The sequence below is a fragment of the Pseudomonas brassicacearum genome (genome assembly GCF_918698105.1).
Taxonomy (GTDB): domain Bacteria; phylum Pseudomonadota; class Gammaproteobacteria; order Pseudomonadales; family Pseudomonadaceae; genus Aquipseudomonas; species Aquipseudomonas brassicacearum_F.
Window position 1 is genome coordinate 1 of record NZ_CAKKMI010000110.1, and the last position, 17059, is coordinate 17059.

The following is a 17059-nucleotide window of genomic DNA, read 5'->3' on the forward strand; positions in this document are numbered from 1 at the left end:
GCTCAGCTCCCACAGGGATTTGTGGCGAACGCCGGCCCCCTGATTACCCCGGCCCCCCTGTGGGAGCGAGCCTGCTCGCGAAGACGGCGGCACATCCAACCTCAATGCAAGCTGACCCACCACTATCGCGAGCAAGCTCGCTCCCACAATGGATTGCGAGAGCCCACAGCATCCGGATTCAACACCAAACCCTGTGGGAGCGAGCCTGCTCGCGAAGACGGCGGCACATCCAACCTCGATGCAAGCAGACCCACCGCTATCGCGAGCAGGCTCGCTCCCACAAGGGATTGCGGCTGCCCACAGCATCCGGATTCAACACCAAACTCTGTGGGAGCGAGCCTGCTCGCGAAGGCGGCGGCACATCCAACATCACCACAAGCAGGCCCGCCGCCATCGCGAGCAAGCTCAGCTCCCATAGGGATTTGTGGCGAACGCCGGCCCCTGATTACCCCGGCCCCCCTGTGGGAGCGAGCTTGCTCGCGAAGACGTCGGCACATCCAACCTCGATGCAAGCAGACCCACCGCTTTCGCGAGCAAGCTCGCTCCCACAAGGGATAACGGGTGCCCACAGCATCTGGATTCAACACCAAACCCTGTGGGAGCGAGCCTGCTCGCGAAGGCGTCGGCACATTCAACATCACCACAAGCAGACCCACCGCTATCGCGAGCAAGCTCAGCTCCCACAGGGATTTGTGGCGAACGCCGGCCCCCTGATTACCCCGGCCCCCCTGTGGGAGCGAGCTTGCTCGCGAAGACGGTGGCACATCCAACATCACCACAAGCAGACCCACCGCCATCGCGAGCAAGCTCAGCTCCCACAGGGATTTGTGGCGAACGCCGGCCCCCTGATTACCCCGGCCCCCTGTGGGAGCGAGCTTGCTCGCGAAGGCGTCGGCACATTCAACATCGATGCAAGCTGACCCACCACTATCGCGAGCAAGCCCGCTTCCACAAGGGATAACGGGCGCCCTCAGCATCCGGATTCAACACCAAACCCTTCAACAGCTACTCAAGCACTGGCGTGAGTCAGCCCCGTCAAGGTGTCCGCGATGGCCTTCGTGCGTTGCGCCGTGCCTTCGGTGGTGCGGCTCGAGTCTTCCAGGGCATCGAGCATCTCGCGCAGGGCGCTGACGGCGACGGACTGGTCTTCGATCTGTTGGGCGACGCCTTGGATCTCCGTCGAGAGCAGGTCAATGTCCACGCCGATTTCCGCGGCATTCTTGCGGGTGATTTCCGCGAGTTTGCGCACCTCATCAGCCACCACCGCAAACCCTCTGCCCATCTCACCGGCGCGCGCTGCTTCGATGGCGGCGTTGAGGGCCAACAGGTTGGTCTGTCCGGCGATTTGCTGGATGACCTGTACGATCGACTGAATACGCAAGCTCGAACTGGCGAGCGCACGGGCGCCGACCACCGCTTCACCCGCTTGGGTGGCAAGCTGTTCGACGGTCGTGCCGGCCTGCTCGGCGACGCTGTTTTGCCGGTCGATCGTGCCCGTCAGGTCATCCATCGACAAGTGCAGTTCACCCGAGTAATGCTTGATTTGCGTCGCCATCAGCGCCTGCTGTTGGCTGGCCTGTGCCAATACCTGGCCCAGATCCGTCAGGCCGTCGAACACCGGCAGGATGGTGTTGTCCAGGCCGCGAGTGTCCAAGGCGCTGCTGAAATCATTCATCTTGAACGCCATGATCTGCTTGACCACGACATGGTTCAGGCCCGCCAGCTTCTTGATCTGACGACGCAGGAAAAACGCCTTGAACTCGCCATAGTGGGCGATGAAGTTGTCGACGTACTCATCGACAAAACCGGTGCCCTTGGTGACTCTGAAGAAAAAAATCGCCGTGAGTGTCTGGTTGAGGTTCAAACCGAGGATTTCACCAAACGTCGAGAAACCGGCCAGAGGCACATCCCCGAAAATACCGGCCATGCTGCCCAGGTCGCTGCCGTTGTTGAGCCGGCGCAGGATGCAGTCGTTGAGAATAGCGGCCACCGGACGGCCGCCTTTGCCCTTGAGGAATTTCTCGTAGTCGAGCCGGGTCGCCTCGCGCAGGGGCGTGCGCTTGACCATCACCAGCTCTTCGCCGGGCGCCACGTCGCAGAACAACTGGATGATCTGCTGCTGATAGTCGATACGTGCAATGGAACGGACGAACAGCTCATCGCCCACACGGATGGCGAATGAATAATCGGCCAGCTTCTTTTCCAGTGCCTGGGCACTGCACTCGAATGCATCGCACAGCGCCTGGACCATGCTCTTGATGTTTCCGCGGCTGTCGATGACCTGGTCGATGGTGCGGTCTTCGACCGACGCGGTCAGCACGCTGAACGTCAGCCCGGCCGGTTGGAAGTTCTGGCTCTTGAACACCCCGAAGCGCACATCCGCCGCGGTTTTCAGAAAGACAATCTGCGCATGGTTCTGATAACTGCGCTGCCCATCACTGATCAGGGTTTTCTTGAAATCCGTCTTGCCACCGGCCGAGCCACCAACGAACAGGCAAGGAAAACGTCCCGACTCATAGAGCGCCTCCATAAAGAACGACTCGGAAGCCGAAAGCCCATCGAACACCACGTAGGCCAAGGTATCGCGGTGGTCAATGGGCGTGCTCACTTGCGCCTGCTTGATGTTAGTCACCAACCTGGCGATTCGCTCACGCATGGCCAAGCGCTTGCCGCCACCGCGAATGTCCTCGCACTCCAGCGGCACCATCACCACCTCGGCCGACACAATCACACTGGCGTCAAACAGCTGCAAAACCACCCGGTCCCAAGTCTCGCCGGTCTGGCAGTACAGCGTGTTCGCACCGTTGCACAACTCACCCGACGTCGTGCACAGGCTGATGGCGCTGTGGGCGAAGCGCTTCTTGACCTTGGCGGCGATCTGGTCGATGTCCAGGTGCGGGGAGACGAACCCGGTGACCAACACTGGGGTGATACGCACGTTGGCCAGTGCCTGGTCCAGTTCAGCAGAGGTGCAGGCCACGCTTACCGCGCCTTGAGTCTGGGCGCGGGCCTTGTTGAATAGATTCATTAGGTTCATGGCAGGACTCGGTTGAGCGCGACGTGACGCGTACGAGGGATGCGGGCGGAGTCCTTTCTCTGTAGCGGTCACGGCAGGGGGCTTGTATGGGCGTGAGCTTGTGCTATTTGCGAGGGCAATACACAGGGCTTTTGGTTGGGGTTTACTCCGCCTGTTGATCAGCGACTTTCGTATCGGTCCCAGGTAGACCGATGAAAAAACAGTCCCTGACGCTGGACAGAAAATGACACCGCTATGCTTGGGTAATGGCCTCTTGCTACTCTCTATGTCCGCCACACCCATTCTTGACGTGAGACGAACCTACTCGTCGTTGAAAAACATTCGCATAAGCCATGCAAGATTAATGGCCGGGGATAGCTGGTAGCATCGGTGGGGCGAGGTGCTGGCTCACCGGTGAAAAAGCCGGCTGCGGAGGCTGCCGTGGATCGGCGGATTGTTAAAAAACACTATAAAAAGAGTAAAACAATTGACTCATCAGCACAGTACGCAAACTAGGCGCACTTGGACGCCACGACCACTTGTAAACCGAAATTTGATCGCTGTGTTGTATCGCGCCGCAGGCGAGGCAATGAAGCCGCTAGGCCAGAGCAGGGTATTGAACCTGCTGCCTTTGTTGATTGGCGCATTGGCATTTTTCATGGTCATCGGGCCGCGTGTGTTGGACCCGCGAAATATCGCCTGGTTGGGAAATGGCGATCCGGCCACTCATTACCTAGGTTGGTTGTTCTTCAGGCAATCGCCCTGGTCGTTTCCTATCGGTCTGAATCCATCCTACGGGCTTGAACTGAGCAACAGCATCATCTTTTCGGATTCCAATCCGCTCCTGGCATTTTTATTCAAACCCTTCTCGTCGTGGCTTCCTGAGCCTTTTCAATATTTTGGTCTCTGGCTGCTGGCGTGCTTCATGCTTCAGGCATGGTTTGCCTGGAAGCTGGTGGGATTGATTACGCCCAATATCGCTGTTCGAGCCATCGGTGCGGCGCTGTTCCTCTTTGTGCCTCCCATGATCCTGCGCATGACTGTACATCTGTCTTTAGGCGGGCATTTTTTGGTCCTCGCGGCGTTGTACCTGAACCTGCACCCAGCCTTACGCAGAAGACGTATGGCCTGGGGGGCATTGTTGACGGCGGCTGCGCTGATCCATGCCTACTTTCTGGCGATGATTGCGCTGATCTGGTTGGCCGATGTTGCCGCTAAATACTTTAAACGCCGACTGTCCCTTGGCTCCGCGGTCGTTGAATTGGGGGTGTTGTTTTCCCTAGTCACCGCCTGTTGCTGGCAGGCCGGTTATTTCACCGTCGAGCGCGCAGGCGTTACTTCTGCCGGATTCGGTCTGTACCGGGCAAACGTCTTGACGCTGTTCAATCCCCAGAACTGGTCGTATGCGTTGAAAAATCTCCCGGGTGTACCGGGGGACAGTGACGGTTTCGCTTTCCTGGGGGCAGGTCTGATTGTGCTCTCGATTTGTGCGTTTGCAGGATGGTTGCGCGGTAATACAGGGCTTGGGTCCGCGCTGTATAAACGGCCGATGCTAGGGCTGGCGTTGATCGGCCTGACCATTTTCTCGTTCTCGAACCACGTCGCAATCGGTTCGTTCGAACTTGGCTATTCCTTGCCGCCTCAAGTGATTTCCATTGCGAACATCTTTCGTGCCTCAGGGCGAATGGTCTGGCCGATTTACTACGTTGTGATCTTTGTCATTATTTTCCTGATCGTTCGCGCCAATACGTCAAGAACGGCCGCGTGTCTTTTGGGGATGGCGCTCTTGATACAAGTTTTCGACACTCACAGCGGCTGGTCGGACGTCAGAAAGAAATTCATGGTCAAGCCGGCATCCGAATGGGCGACACCCTTTGTCGATCCATTTTGGAAGAGCGCTGCATCTCATTACCAGAAAGTTCGATGGATAGTGCCGCAGAATCTCTCCCCGCATTGGCTTTCTGTTTCAGCTTTTGCAGGCCTCCATCATTTGTCCACGGATGCACCCTACCTTGGGCGGATGAGTATGAAGCAATGGCAACAGGCTGACGAAAAAGCCACCCTGGCCTTAGCCTTGGGAAAGTATGAACCGGACTCGCTGTACTTGATGGACAGCCGGGCTATGTTGCGAGCGTTGGGCACCGTCGATACTTCCGCTGATCTTTTCGCCAGGATAGATGGGTTTACCGTGCTTGCGCCTGGTTGGAAGCAGTGTAGCGAATGCTCGCAGTTGACGAATGAACAGACGCCGACAGCCGCCCCACTTGAGCTTGGCCATACCGTGCGATTCGATCAACGTGACTCAGGTACAGCGTATCTGGCAAAGGGGTGGCTTGACGCGGAGCAATGGGGCACCTGGTCCGAGGGAAGCGATGCGGAAATAGTATTGCGAGCAACAAACCTCGTACATTCCATTCGCTTGGAGGCTTCAGCCTTTCTTGTGCCGGGTCATGCACAACAAAAAGTCACGGTTCTTATCAACGGCTTACAGGCATCGACCTACACGCTTGAAAAGTCAGAAGGCAACATTCTCGAAATACCCGTTACGCCGGCGATGCAACAACGCATTGCGGATCAGGGTTTCTTGAGGATGCAATTGCAATTTGCGGACGCGATAAGTCCGCAGCAGCTCGGCTTGGGCGAGGATGCCCGGATACTCGCGCTTGGTTTGAAGACTATGACCGTCAACTAACGGCGGGACGACCCTGGCTCCCAGCAGGGGGCTGTGCAAGTCGAAAAGCCGAGGTTCACCACCATCCTGTGTGGGAGCGAGCTTGCTCGCGATAGCGGTGTATCAGGCGACTTCGATGTCGACGGTCATGACGCCTTCGCGAGCAAGCTCGCTCCCACAGTAGCCACAGTAGCCACAGAACCATGCAGTCAGCTTGCCCGCCGGCCGTTCGTTGACATTCGGTCTTCCTCGACCATTATTAAGTGCCTCCAGAGTCATCACTCCTCCAGAGGCACGATCATGGCGCAAACGGGCATTCTCATTGTGGGAGCCGGCCCTACTGGATTGGTCCTGGCTTTGTGGCTCACCCGGCAGGGGCTTGCTGTCAGGATTGTCGACAAGAGCAGTGGGCCGGGGGAAACCTCGCGGGCCATGGCCGTCCAGGCCCGCACACTTGAGCTGTATCGCCAGCTCGGCATGGCCGGCGCGGTCATCGACGCCGGGTACAAGACTCCGGCCATGAACCTGTGGGCCCGGGGGAAACGCAAGGCGCGGATTCCCTTGGTGGACGCTGGCGGGGATGTATCGCCTTATCCTTTTGTCCTCATATACCCCCAGGATCGTCATGAGCGGCTGTTGGTCGAGCAGCTGCAGTCCCTGGGCGTCGAAGTCGAGCGGCAGACCGAACTGCTGTCCTTCGAGGACGGTGGCGACCACGTTGCCGCGCGCTTGAAACACGCCGATGGTCGTGAAGAAACGCTGACGAGCGCTTACCTCGCAGGATGCGATGGCGCGCGGTCGCTCGTGCGTCATCAGGTGGGAAGCGGCTTCGAGGGCGGCACCTACAAGCAGCTGTTCTACGTGGCGGACGTGTCTGCCAGCGGTTTCGAGCCTGCGGAGGAGGCCCATATCGCCTTTGATAAATCCGAATTCGTGTTGGCGTTTTTCTATGGCGAAACTGGCCAATATCGCCTGATCGGTACGGTTCGCGATGAACGCGCGGAACATCCAGAGACGCTGACGTTCGAGGACGTTGGTCATGACGCCATCAACGGCCTGAACATCAGGATCAATGGCGTGAATTGGTTCTCCACCTACCGGGTCCATCATCGCGTCACGGATCAGTTCCGCTGGGGCAGGGCGTTTTTGCTGGGAGACGCGGCGCACGTCCACAGCCCGGCCGGTGGCCAAGGCATGAACACCGGCATCCTCGACGCGATCAATCTGGCCTGGAAACTGGCGGCGGTCGTGAAGGGGCAGGCACCGGAGGCGTTACTCGACAGCTACCAGATCGAACGCCAGGCGTTTGCGCAAAAACTTGTGGAAACGACGGACCGGCTGTTCACCTTTGCTACTGCCCAAGGCAATTTTGCCGACTTCGTGCGCACGCGCATCGCACCGCTCTTCGCAAGTGTCGCCTACAAAAGCGAAAACGTGCGGGAGTACCTGTTCCGGATAGTGTCCCAAACCACCTTGAATTATCACCAGAGCCCGTTGAGTGCCGGCAAGGCGGGTGACGTACTGGGCGGTGACCGTTTGCCCTGGGTACCGGTGCCGGGCGCTGACAACTACGAATCGCTCGCGTCCATCGGCTGGCAGGTGCACGTCTACGGCGAGGCGAGGGCGGACCTGAAAGCCTGGAGCAGTCAGCACCAGATCCCCCTGCACACGTTCACCTGGCAGGATGAGCATCATAAAGCCGGGCTGTGCCGGGACGCCGCCTATCTGCTGCGTCCCGATACCTATGTCGCCCTGGCGGATCCCCAAGCGTCTGCGGCAACGTTGAGCCGGTATTTCAGCGACCGAGGCCTGACGCTGCCGGCTTGAGCGCGTCAGGTGTGGCGATTCGCCCCTAGCCCAGATCCCCAGCCTCGTGCCGCTCCGGCACCTGGCTCGCCTCATCCCCCCACGTGCGGTTGACGCGCTGCCCGCGCTGGACGGCCGGTCGCTTGGCAATCTCTTCGGCCCAGCGCTGCACATGGGTGTATTCGTGCGCACTCAGGAATTCGGCGGCGCCGTACACGTTGTTGCGCACCAGTTGGCCATACCAGGGCCAGACGGCAATGTCGGCGATGGTGTAGTCATCGCCTGCCAGGTATTGGCTTTCGCCAAGGCGGCGATCCAGGACGTCGAGTTGACGCTTGGCTTCCATGGTGAAGCGATTGATCGGGTATTCGAATTTCTCCGGCGCATAGGCGTAGAAATGCCCGAAGCCGCCACCCAGGTACGGCGCAGAGCCCATCTGCCAGAACAGCCAGTTCAATGTTTCGGTGCGGCCTGCCAGGTCGGTGGGCAGGAAGGCGCCGAATTTTTCCGCCAGGTACAGCAGGATCGAACCGGACTCGAAGACACGGATGGCGGGTTCCACGCTGCGGTCCAGCAGGGCCGGGATCTTGGAGTTGGGGTTGACCTCGACAAAACCGCTGGAGAACTGGTCACCTTCGCTGATGCGGATCAGCCAGGCGTCGTATTCCGCGCCCGTATGACCCTGTGCCAGCAGTTCCTCCAGCAGGATGGTCACTTTCACGCCGTTGGGCGTGGCCAGGGAATAGAGCTGCAGCGGGTGCTTGCCAACCGGCAAGGCTTTGTCGTGGGTCGGCCCGGCGACAGGGCGGTTGATGCTGGCGAACTGGCCGCCAGACGGGGCGTCGTTTTTCCAGACCTTGGGCGGAACGTAGGACGCTTTACTCATCGGGACATACCTCATCGTTGCTTGCGGTGTGATCCCCCAGAGTCTACCGCTGTTCGTTCATAATCCGCGCGACTTCACCGGACGCCTTGAGTTTTTCGAAAGCGCTTTGGGCCTTGGCGACGACTTCGTCAGGCGTGCTCAGGCTGAACGCCAGGTGGACCCTGTGGGGTTGCTCGTCGAGGGTATAGACCTCTTCCAGGGAAGTGAAATCCACCTGGGCATCCTGGCTCATCAGGCGCGCGGTGTTCTCCGGCATCGGCAGCAGTTGGATCTGGTGATTCAGCAGCTTTTGAAAGTTGTCATGGTTGTTGGCCGAGATGACCAGCCGGGTAAATCCACGCTGTTGCAGGTAAACCTGCTTGGCGTCGTTTCGCACCACGCCGATGCTGTACTGCTTGGCATCCTCAAGGTTGTTGACGGCGATGCCTTCACTGTCTCGCATCTTGTAGAGCCGGCTCGCCACCCGGTGTATTTCCCCGACCCATTTGAACAATTGTTCGCGGGCCGGGGTGCGGTCCAGCGGGAAAATCAGCACGTTGGGCTCGTGCAGGGCTTTATCGTAGGCCCGGGCCCAGGGGTACAGCGACAGGCTGTAGTCGGTGAGCTGCGCGTTTTTCAGCGTTTGTTCGGCGATAAGAATGCCCGGCCCGACGACCTTGTCGTCACGCTGGTAGGCATAGAGGGAATCTTCGGTCACGACTTCGATCGTCTCGGCGTGGCTTTGCAGGCTGACCGAGGTGAGAAGCAGGCACGAGCAGAGTATCAGGCGATAGTGCATAGACAGACCTCATGGCACGCGATGGTTTACAGGGCTACGCAATCGCGCCCCTTGTGTTTGGCCCGGTACAGCGCCTGGTCGGCGCGTTGCAGCAGTTGATCGAAATGGTCCATGGTCTCCGGGTCCAGCTCGGCGACACCGATGCTCACGGTGACAAACGGCGAGACCTTGGAACCGCTGTGGGGCAGTTCACGTTCCGCCAGGCTTGTACGAAAACGTTGGGCGGCCTCGCAGGCCTGGGCGGCGTCAATGTTGGGCAGGACCACGACGAATTCTTCGCCGCCTACGCGCGCAGTCAGTTCGCCAGAGCGCCCGAACACGCTGCGCAGGGTCTCGGCGATCGCTTTCAAGCACAAGTCGCCTTGCATGTGGCCGTAGGTGTCGTTGTAGATCTTGAAGAAATCGACATCGCACATGAGCACGGCCAGCGGGGTCTTGTGGCGGATCGCCCGGCGAAACTCGATGTCCTTCAACTCGTCGAAATAGCGACGGTTGGCCAGTCCTGTCAGATCATCGTGACGTGACAGGGCTTCAAGGGCCTGGTTGGCCGCCTTCAATTCTGCGGTGCGGGCCTCGACCAGTTCGGCCATTTGGTCGCGGCTGGCGGCCAGGGCCAGTTCATCTGAATGCTGGCGTTCCAAATGGGCGCGCAGATTGTCCTGGAGTGTATTGACCTGGAATTCGAGCAGGCTCAGCTCGTCCTGGCGCTGCACCGCCCGTTGCAGCTTGAGGTGATGCTTGAGGGTTTGCGGCGCCAGTTCGCCCAGGTGCCGGGCGATGTGCACCACATGCACGGTCACCAGGCGGTTGAACACGGTCATGATCAAACCGGCCAGCAGCAAGGACTGGATGAGCTGGGTGATGACGATGCTGCGAGCTTCGCCCCAGAGGCGCTCCCACAGCAGGTTATTGTCGCCTTCGATGGTCAGCTCGCCGACCTTTTCATGGGCCCCGGCGTAGGGCTGTGCGATGAGCTCGCGATGCAGCACCGGCACCACGCCCGATTGACCGACGGTGTATCGATTGAGTTCGATGACTTCAGGCGCTTGTCCGGGACGCAGGATGTTCAACACGACGCGACCCACGGGTGCTGCCGCGGCGACGCTGGTGATCTGCTGGTCGAGGGATTCACGGTCCAGTTCCCAAATGGCATGGGCCAGGGTGTTCTGGAACACCTGGTCGATCAGGGCCAGCTCCGAATTCATTTCTGTCAGGTTGTTTTCCCAGGCCAACCAGGTACGCCAGGTGACCATCGCCAGGGTAAAGAGCAGGCAGAACAACAGCGTTGCCAGTACCAGGCGGCGCCCCAGGGAGCTGAACGCCTTGGTCTGTGGTTGTAAGGAGGACGCCCTACGGAAATTGGCATCCATGTCATAGCCATTTGCGCAGGATGGCGTCGTACATGCCATTGCGTCGGATGGTCTCGAGGCCCGCACGGAATTTTGCCACCGTATCGGCCGGCGTGTTGCGGCTGAACGCCATGCTCAAGCCGTCGGCGCTGCTCAGCTCGGGCAGCGCCAGCGAGCGGATCAGCAACTTGTCCGGGTCTTCGCCATTCTGGCGGGTGAGGTACAACGCGTTGAGCTCATTGGAAATCCACAGCTCCACGTGATCGACCTTGAGCTTGCGGAAGTTGTGTTCGTACTTGGTACTCGACTGCAGTTCTTCGCCGATGCGAAAGCCCTTCGAGACCAGGTATTGCTCACCCACGTCTTGATTGACGGTGGCGATCTGGTGCCCATGGGCATCGGCCAGCGAGTCGAGTTTCACCGGCCGATTGGCCAGCGAGTAGAGGTACCACTGCGTCGGGCCGATGCTGCCGACCCACTGGAACAGCGATTCGCGTGCAGGCGTGCGGACGATCGAATAGATCAACACGTTGCTTTCATTGAGTGCCAGTTCGTAGGCCCGGGCCCACGGCATGGACTGGATGGGGGCGTCCATGCCGACCTCCTTGAGCACGGCCTGGACCACCTCGGTGCTCATGCCGGTCATTCGGCCGTTCTGCGTCATGTTGTAGGGCGGCAGTTCCTCGGTCACGATGCGCAGCGGCGCCTCTGCCGCGCAGGCGCTTGCAGCGAGGAACATCAGGACGCCCCACACCAGCAGGCGATTCAGCGGCAAACCCATCGATTATTACCCTATGCAACTGGCAGAACCCGGAGGGGGCTGGGGCTATTATTGATAGGGTTATCGGCAGGGTTGGCGCCTGCTTGAATATCAGCCGTTCAACAACGTCATCGTGTGCGCCTGGTATCGGTCGCCCGCCACGGCACCTGCGCCTGCAAAGATCCCATCCAACTGGGCCAACTCGTCGGCGCTCACCAGCACCGAAGCCGCTGCCACGTTGCTTTCCAGGTACTTGCGCTGCTTGGTGCCCGGGATCGGGATGACGTGCTCGCCCTGGGCCAGTACCCAGGCCAAGGCCAATTGCGCAGCGCTGATGCCTTTGTCCAAGGCCAATGCCTTGACCCGCTCTACCAGCGCCAGGTTGCGATTGAAGTTGTCGGCCTGGAAGCGCGGGTTGAAGCGGCGATAGTCATCGGCAGCGAAGTCCTCCGGTGTTTTCAACTCGCCGGTCAAAAAGCCCCGGCCCAAGGGGCTATAGGCGACGAATGCAATGCCCAGCCGCCGGCAAGTATCGAGCACGTCATTGTGTTCGGGCTCACGGGACCACAGCGAGTATTCGCTTTGCACCGCTGCCAGGGGATGCACGGCGTGGGCTCGCTGGATGGTCTCGGCGCTGGCTTCCGAGATCCCGATGTGGCGGACCTTGCCGGCCTTGACCAGCTCGGCCATGGCGCCGATGGTTTCTTCGACTGGCACTTGAGGGTCGATGCGGTGCTGGTAGTAGAGGTCCAGGTAATCGGTTTCGAGACGCTTGAGGCTGCCCTCGACAGATTGCCGGACGTAGTCGGGGCGACCATTGACGCCGCGGGCATGGGGATCGCTGCTGCGCACCAGGCCGAACTTGCTCGCCAAGTACAGGCTTTCGCGCTTGCCACGCAGGGCCCGTCCGAGCAGTTCTTCGTTGGTATGCGGCCCGTACATGTCGGCGGTGTCGAACAGCGTCACGCCCAATTCCACGGCGCGGTGCAGCGTGGCAATCGCTTCGCGCTCGTCCACGCCTGTGGTGTAGAAATCCGACATGCCCATGCAGCCCAGGCCGATGGAGGAAACGTGAGGGCCGCGATGGCCGAGTTGGCGAGTCTTCATGCTGATAGCTCCTGGAAATGAACGACCTGTGCAGTCTCTATCAAGGTGTTTCCTGGATAAATCCACGATTATTGGTTTAACTATTCGTGATATCTAAATAATGAGGCACGAGATTGGACCGACTACAGGCCATGCAGGTGTTCCGGCGCATCGTTGAACTGGGCGGTTTTGGCAAGGCGGCCGATGACCTTGGGCTGCCCCGGGCCACCGTCAGCCTGCTGATTCAGCAGTTGGAAGCCCATCTGGGCGTGCAACTGTTGCAACGCACCACCCGGCAGGTGCACGCGACGCTGGATGGGCAAGCGTATTACCAGCGCAGCGGCCAGTTGCTGGACGACCTTGATGACCTGGAAAGTTCGTTGTCGGCGCAACGCAGCCAACCGCGCGGCACCTTGAAAGTGGACATGCCCATTGCCTTTGGTTGCACCTGGATCGTGCCGCGCCTGGCGGATTTCTATCGCCGCTACCCGGCGTTGCAACTGGACATGGGCTTCCATGACCGCCAGGTCCATCTGCAGCGCGAGGGCGTGGATTGCGCAATCCGCGCCGGCAACGTCGTCGACCAGGCGCTGGTGGCGCGTCCCATCGTGCGCCTGCATCAACTGACCTGTGCAAGCCCCGGCTACCTTGCTCGCGTCGGCACGCCTCGGCGGCTGGAGGATCTGCCGGCGCATAAGGCCATTGGCTTTGCGTCTGGCAATGGACGGTTCTTCCCGTTCGAATTCGAGGTGGCGGGGCGGGTGCGCGAAATGCAATTGCCCAGTGACTTGAACGTCAACAATGCCGACGCCTACGTGACGGCCTGTGAAGCGGGATTCGGCTTGATCCAAGTGCCGCGTTATCACGTGCAACGGCAATTGGCCGAAGGCCGGTTGGTTCAGGTACTTGAGGATTACAACGTGCCAACCTGGCCGATCTCAGCGGTGTACCCGCCCCATCGACAGTTGTCGCCCAGGGTGCGGGTGTTTATCGACTGGGTGATCGAGCTGTTGCACGGCGAGGCGGATGCCCAGGGGGCGCTGATGGATAGGGTGTAGAGCAGCGCTGAATCGCTGTGGGAGCGAGCCTGCTCGCGAAGGCGCTATCAGATCCAACATCATCGTTGGCTGACCGTCCGCTTTCGCGAGCAAGCTCGCTCCCACAGGGGTTGAGGGCGATCCGGATCAAATGTGGGAGCGAGCTTGCTCGCGATAGGGCCCTGTCAATCAATAGGACCTCAAGCCTTGACCCAACGCTGGCGACTCCAACCGCTCAACGTATCGACCGCGAAAACCAGCAACAGCATTGCCAGGATCACCGTACTGCCTTGGGCTTCCTGGAACAGGCTGAGGCTGACATAAAGCATTTGCCCCAGACCCCCGGCGCCGACGAAACCGAGCACGCTGGCCATGCGGATATTGTTTTCCCAGCGGTACAGGACATACGCCAGTAGCTGGGGCAGGAGGTTGGGCAGTGTGCCGTAGCAGAACGCCAATACCGCATTGCCACCTTGCAGGCGGATGGCGTCGGCCGGTTCGGAGGGGGTGTTTTCCAGGGCTTCGGCGAACAGTCGGCCGAGCACGCCGGTAGTGTGCAGGGCCAAGGCCAGGGTGCCGGCATTGGGGCCGAGCCCGGCGGCGAGGACCATCAGCGCCGCCCACACCAGTTCTGGAACCGCGCGCAAGGCATTGAGCACCAGCCGCGAAGCGCTCTGCAGGGGCCAGCCGAAGCGCCCGGCCGCCGGCAAGGCCAATAGCAGGCCGAAGACGGCCGCGAGCAAGGTGCCAATGGCGGACATGGCGAGGGTTTCCAGGGCGCCGTGGCCGATCGCTTTCAGATGGCCCAGGCTCAGGTCCGGGCTGAGAAAGCGCTGCGCATAAGCGCCCATCTGGTGCAGATTGCCGCTGTCGCCGAGCTCGCCCAGGTCGATGCCCAGGTAGACGAACGAGGCGACGACTGCCGCGCCGATGCTCAGGGCAATGACCGCGTTGATCAGCCGATTCATGCCAACCTCCAGCGCAGCAGGCGGCTGAGTTGATCGGCGAGCAGCACCAGCACCAGGAACGTCAGCAGCAGGCTGGCCACTTCACCGCCGGCGAACATTCGCAGCGACAGGTCCATTTGCTGGCCCAGGCCCCCGGCACCAACGAAGCCCATCACCACCGAGGCGCGGATGGCGCATTCCCAGCGATACACCGTGTACGACAACAGTTCCGCCGCGACATTGGGCAAGATCCCATAGCAGAAAGCGGCGAGACGGCTACTGCCCGATTGCAAGAGCGCGTGGGCCGGGCGCTGGTCGACCGACTCGTAGATCTCCGCATAGACCTTGCCCAGCATGCCGCTGTAGGTAATGGCGATCGCCAGTACGCCGGCCGTGGGCCCGAGCCCGACGGCACGGACGAAGAGCAAGGCCCAGACGATTTCCGGGACGCTGCGCAGGAAGATCAGCAGGCCGCGCACCGGCCAGCGCAGCAGTTGCCCCCAATAACCCGGGTGCCCGGCACGGGAGGCCGCCGACAGCGACAGGGCGCGGCTGGCCAGCAGGCTCGCGGGCACCGCCAACAGCAGCGCCAGCGCCATGCCGGCCGTGGCGATCGCCAGCGTCTGCAAGGTGGCTTGCCACAGCAGTTCGACAAACTCGTCGCCATGGGCGGGAGGCCAGAAGGCCGCGACAAAGCGGCCCATTTCGCTCTGGCTGTCGCTCGCCACCAGCACGCGAAGGTCCAGTTCGCTGAACTGGATGCCCGGCCACAGCAGCACAAGGGCCAGCAGGCTGAGCAGCAGGCGCGGGCGGGTGGCGGGGTCTCGGGTATCGCGTGTCAGCATCGGGGGATCTGCACGCTCAAGGAAGAAGAGGGCGTTGGCGAAGACAGCAGCTGTTCGTTGGCGTAGAGGGTGTCGAGCAACTGACGGTCGACCGCTTCGGTTGGCAGGTCGAACAGGATCTGCCCATCACGCAGGCCAATGACCCGGGAAAAGTGCGCCAAGGCCAGTTCCACCGCGTGCAGGCTGGCGACCAGGGTGACGTTGTGCTCCCGGGCGTGGCGGCACAGCACCGAAAGCGTGTGCTGGGCCAATACCGGGTCCATGGCCGAAACCGGTTCATCGGCCAGCAGCACTTCGGGCGCCTGATACAACACCCGGGCAATGCCGACGCGTTGCAGTTGCCCGCCCGACAGCTGCTGGCATTGCGCGAACAATTTGTCGCCCAGGTCCAGCCGGGCCAACGCCGCCCTGGCGCCTGGAATATCCAGCGGATGCAGCAGGTTCAACAGGCTTTTGCCGATGCCCCACTGACCGAGCTTTCCGGCCAGGACCGCCGTGACCACGCGTTGACGTGGCGGCAGCGGCGGTGATTGGTGGATCAGGCCGATGCGCGCGCGCAGGCGTTGACGCTGGCGGGCAGACAACTGCCAGGCGCGTTCGCCGAGCAGTTGCAGCTCGCCCTTACCCGGGCGCAGGGCAGTGGCCAGCAGGTTGAGCAGGCTCGACTTGCCCGCGCCGGACGGGCCGATGATGGCGACCTGTTCGCCGACGCCGATGCGCAGGTCGATGCCCCGCAGCGCCTGGACGCCGTTGGCATGGGTCACGCTGACCTGGGTCAGTTGCAGGGTCATTTGAGCAGTTCGGCGGCGCGTGCGGCTTCCTCGATGCCCTTGTAGTTCTCAGGCTTGGTTTCGATGAAGCGACTGGCGGCCTGCAGATCGAGGATTTCCTTGTCCTTCGGGTTGGCAGGGTCGAGAGCGAGGAAGGCTGCCTTTATCTTGGCCGCCAACGCTGGGTCGAGGGTGCCGCGCACCGTCCAGTTGTAGTCGAAATAGGCTGGGGTGGTGGCGAAGACCTTGACCTTGGTTGTGTCGACCTTGCCGGCAGCGACCAGTTTTTCCCAGACACTGGCGTTCAGCACGCCAGCGTCGACCTTGCCGGCCTGGACCCAGGCGACGGTGGCGTCATGGGCGCCCGAGTAGCCCACGCGACTGAAGTAGCTTTCCGGCTTGATGCCGTCCTTGAGCATGAAATAGCGCGGCATGAGGCTGCCGGACGTCGACGACACCGAACCGAAGGCAAAGGTCTTGCCCTTGAGGTCGGCGAGGGATTTGACGGCCGGGTCGGCGGTGATGAATTTACTGGTGAACTGGGCGTCCTGTTCGCGCTGGACCAGGGGGATGGCGTTGCCGGTTTTCAGGCGTGCCTGCACAAAGGTGAAGCCGCCCAGCCAGGCCATGTCGATCCGGTCGGTGGCCAGCGCCTCGACCACGGCGGGGTAGTCGCTGACGGGTACGAACTCGACTTTCATGCCGGTTTGCTGTTCCAGATAGGCACCCAGCGGCTTGAACTTGCGCAGCAGTTCGGTCGGGGCCTCATCGGGAATCGCACTGACTTTCAAGGTGTCGGCGGCCTGGCTCAGCAAGCTGCAAAAAGACAGGGTAACGCCGACGGCCAATGCCAGGGAACGCTTGAGCATGGAGGATCTCCGGTACAGGAAGGCAAGGAAAGGTGAAGCATCACGCCCACGTGGACGGCGGTACGCCGCTCTGTGAGGGTAGACGAAGGAGAGCGATATTAACCGTTTCTGGCCTGCCAGATGAAGAAGATAGGACAGGGCAGCGATCTCAAGCTCACCCACAACCCTTGTGGGAGCGAGCTTGCTCGCGATAGCGGAGTACCCGTTGCAGCGTTTGTGACTGACACACCGCTATCGCG

At 60.9% G+C, this 17059-nt stretch carries 13 protein-coding genes and 1 pseudogene; 3 read left to right on the plus strand and 11 right to left on the minus strand.

Annotated elements, in window-relative coordinates:
- Positions 1-1009: 1009 nt before the first annotated feature.
- Positions 1010-1687 carry a methyl-accepting chemotaxis protein gene (locus LQ215_RS29850; protein WP_371916742.1) on the minus strand — a complete coding sequence of 226 codons (678 nt, stop codon included), beginning with the start codon at positions 1685-1687 and terminating at the stop codon, positions 1010-1012.
- Positions 1688-1882: 195 nt separating this feature from the next.
- Positions 1883-3319 (minus strand): annotated as a pseudogene (locus tag LQ215_RS29855) (FIST signal transduction protein); the annotation flags it as partial.
- Between the two features lie 286 nt (positions 3320-3605).
- On the opposite strand from LQ215_RS29855, the gene LQ215_RS27410 reads away from it, so the two are divergent.
- Positions 3606-5708 carry a DUF6311 domain-containing protein gene (locus tag LQ215_RS27410; protein WP_230153417.1) on the plus strand — a complete coding sequence of 701 codons (2103 nt, stop codon included), beginning with the start codon at positions 3606-3608 and terminating at the stop codon, positions 5706-5708.
- 279 nt (positions 5709-5987) lie between these two features.
- Positions 5988-7514, plus strand: coding sequence for an FAD-dependent monooxygenase (locus LQ215_RS27415; RefSeq protein ID WP_230153418.1), 1527 nt, complete (start codon positions 5988-5990; stop codon positions 7512-7514).
- A gap of 25 nt (positions 7515-7539) precedes the next feature.
- On the opposite strand, the gene yghU is transcribed toward LQ215_RS27415, so the two are convergent.
- From yghU to LQ215_RS27440, 5 genes are all read right to left on the minus strand, one after another.
- A complete protein-coding gene (gene yghU / locus LQ215_RS27420) occupies positions 7540-8379 on the minus strand; it encodes a glutathione-dependent disulfide-bond oxidoreductase (protein WP_230153419.1) in 840 nt (279 codons plus the stop codon).
- 43 nt (positions 8380-8422) lie between these two features.
- Positions 8423-9157 carry a substrate-binding periplasmic protein gene (locus tag LQ215_RS27425; RefSeq protein WP_230153420.1) on the minus strand — a complete coding sequence of 245 codons (735 nt, stop codon included), beginning with the start codon at positions 9155-9157 and terminating at the stop codon, positions 8423-8425.
- Between the two features lie 26 nt (positions 9158-9183).
- Positions 9184-10527, minus strand: coding sequence for a diguanylate cyclase (locus LQ215_RS27430; RefSeq protein ID WP_230153421.1), 1344 nt, complete (start codon positions 10525-10527; stop codon positions 9184-9186).
- 1 nt (position 10528) lies between these two features.
- On the minus strand, positions 10529-11287 hold the full coding sequence (locus tag LQ215_RS27435; RefSeq protein WP_230153422.1) for a substrate-binding periplasmic protein: 759 nt from the start codon (positions 11285-11287) through the stop codon (positions 10529-10531).
- 90 nt (positions 11288-11377) lie between these two features.
- Positions 11378-12373, minus strand: coding sequence for an aldo/keto reductase (locus LQ215_RS27440; protein WP_230153423.1), 996 nt, complete (start codon positions 12371-12373; stop codon positions 11378-11380).
- Positions 12374-12486: 113 nt separating this feature from the next.
- On the opposite strand from LQ215_RS27440, the gene LQ215_RS27445 reads away from it, so the two are divergent.
- On the plus strand, positions 12487-13410 hold the full coding sequence (locus LQ215_RS27445) for a LysR family transcriptional regulator (protein WP_230153424.1): 924 nt from the start codon (positions 12487-12489) through the stop codon (positions 13408-13410).
- 179 nt (positions 13411-13589) lie between these two features.
- Here LQ215_RS27445 and phnE (LQ215_RS27450) read toward each other — a convergent pair whose 3' ends face one another.
- The 4 genes from phnE (LQ215_RS27450) to LQ215_RS27465 are packed head-to-tail and all read right to left on the minus strand — an operon-like array spanning position 13590 to position 16820.
- Positions 13590-14357 (minus strand): phosphonate ABC transporter, permease protein PhnE, encoded by a 768-nt coding sequence (gene phnE, locus LQ215_RS27450; protein ID WP_230153425.1) that lies wholly within the window; start codon positions 14355-14357, stop codon positions 13590-13592.
- Positions 14354-15181, minus strand: coding sequence for a phosphonate ABC transporter, permease protein PhnE (phnE, locus tag LQ215_RS27455; RefSeq protein ID WP_230153426.1), 828 nt, complete (start codon positions 15179-15181; stop codon positions 14354-14356). The genes phnE (LQ215_RS27450) and phnE (LQ215_RS27455) overlap by 4 nt, the downstream gene beginning before the upstream one ends.
- A complete protein-coding gene (locus LQ215_RS27460; protein WP_230153427.1) occupies positions 15175-15972 on the minus strand; it encodes a phosphonate ABC transporter ATP-binding protein in 798 nt (265 codons plus the stop codon). Before LQ215_RS27460 ends, phnE (LQ215_RS27455) begins: the two co-directional genes overlap by 7 nt.
- Positions 15969-16820 (minus strand): putative selenate ABC transporter substrate-binding protein, encoded by an 852-nt coding sequence (locus tag LQ215_RS27465; protein WP_116642451.1) that lies wholly within the window; start codon positions 16818-16820, stop codon positions 15969-15971. Before LQ215_RS27465 ends, LQ215_RS27460 begins: the two co-directional genes overlap by 4 nt.
- Between the last annotated feature and the right edge of the window lie 239 nt (positions 16821-17059).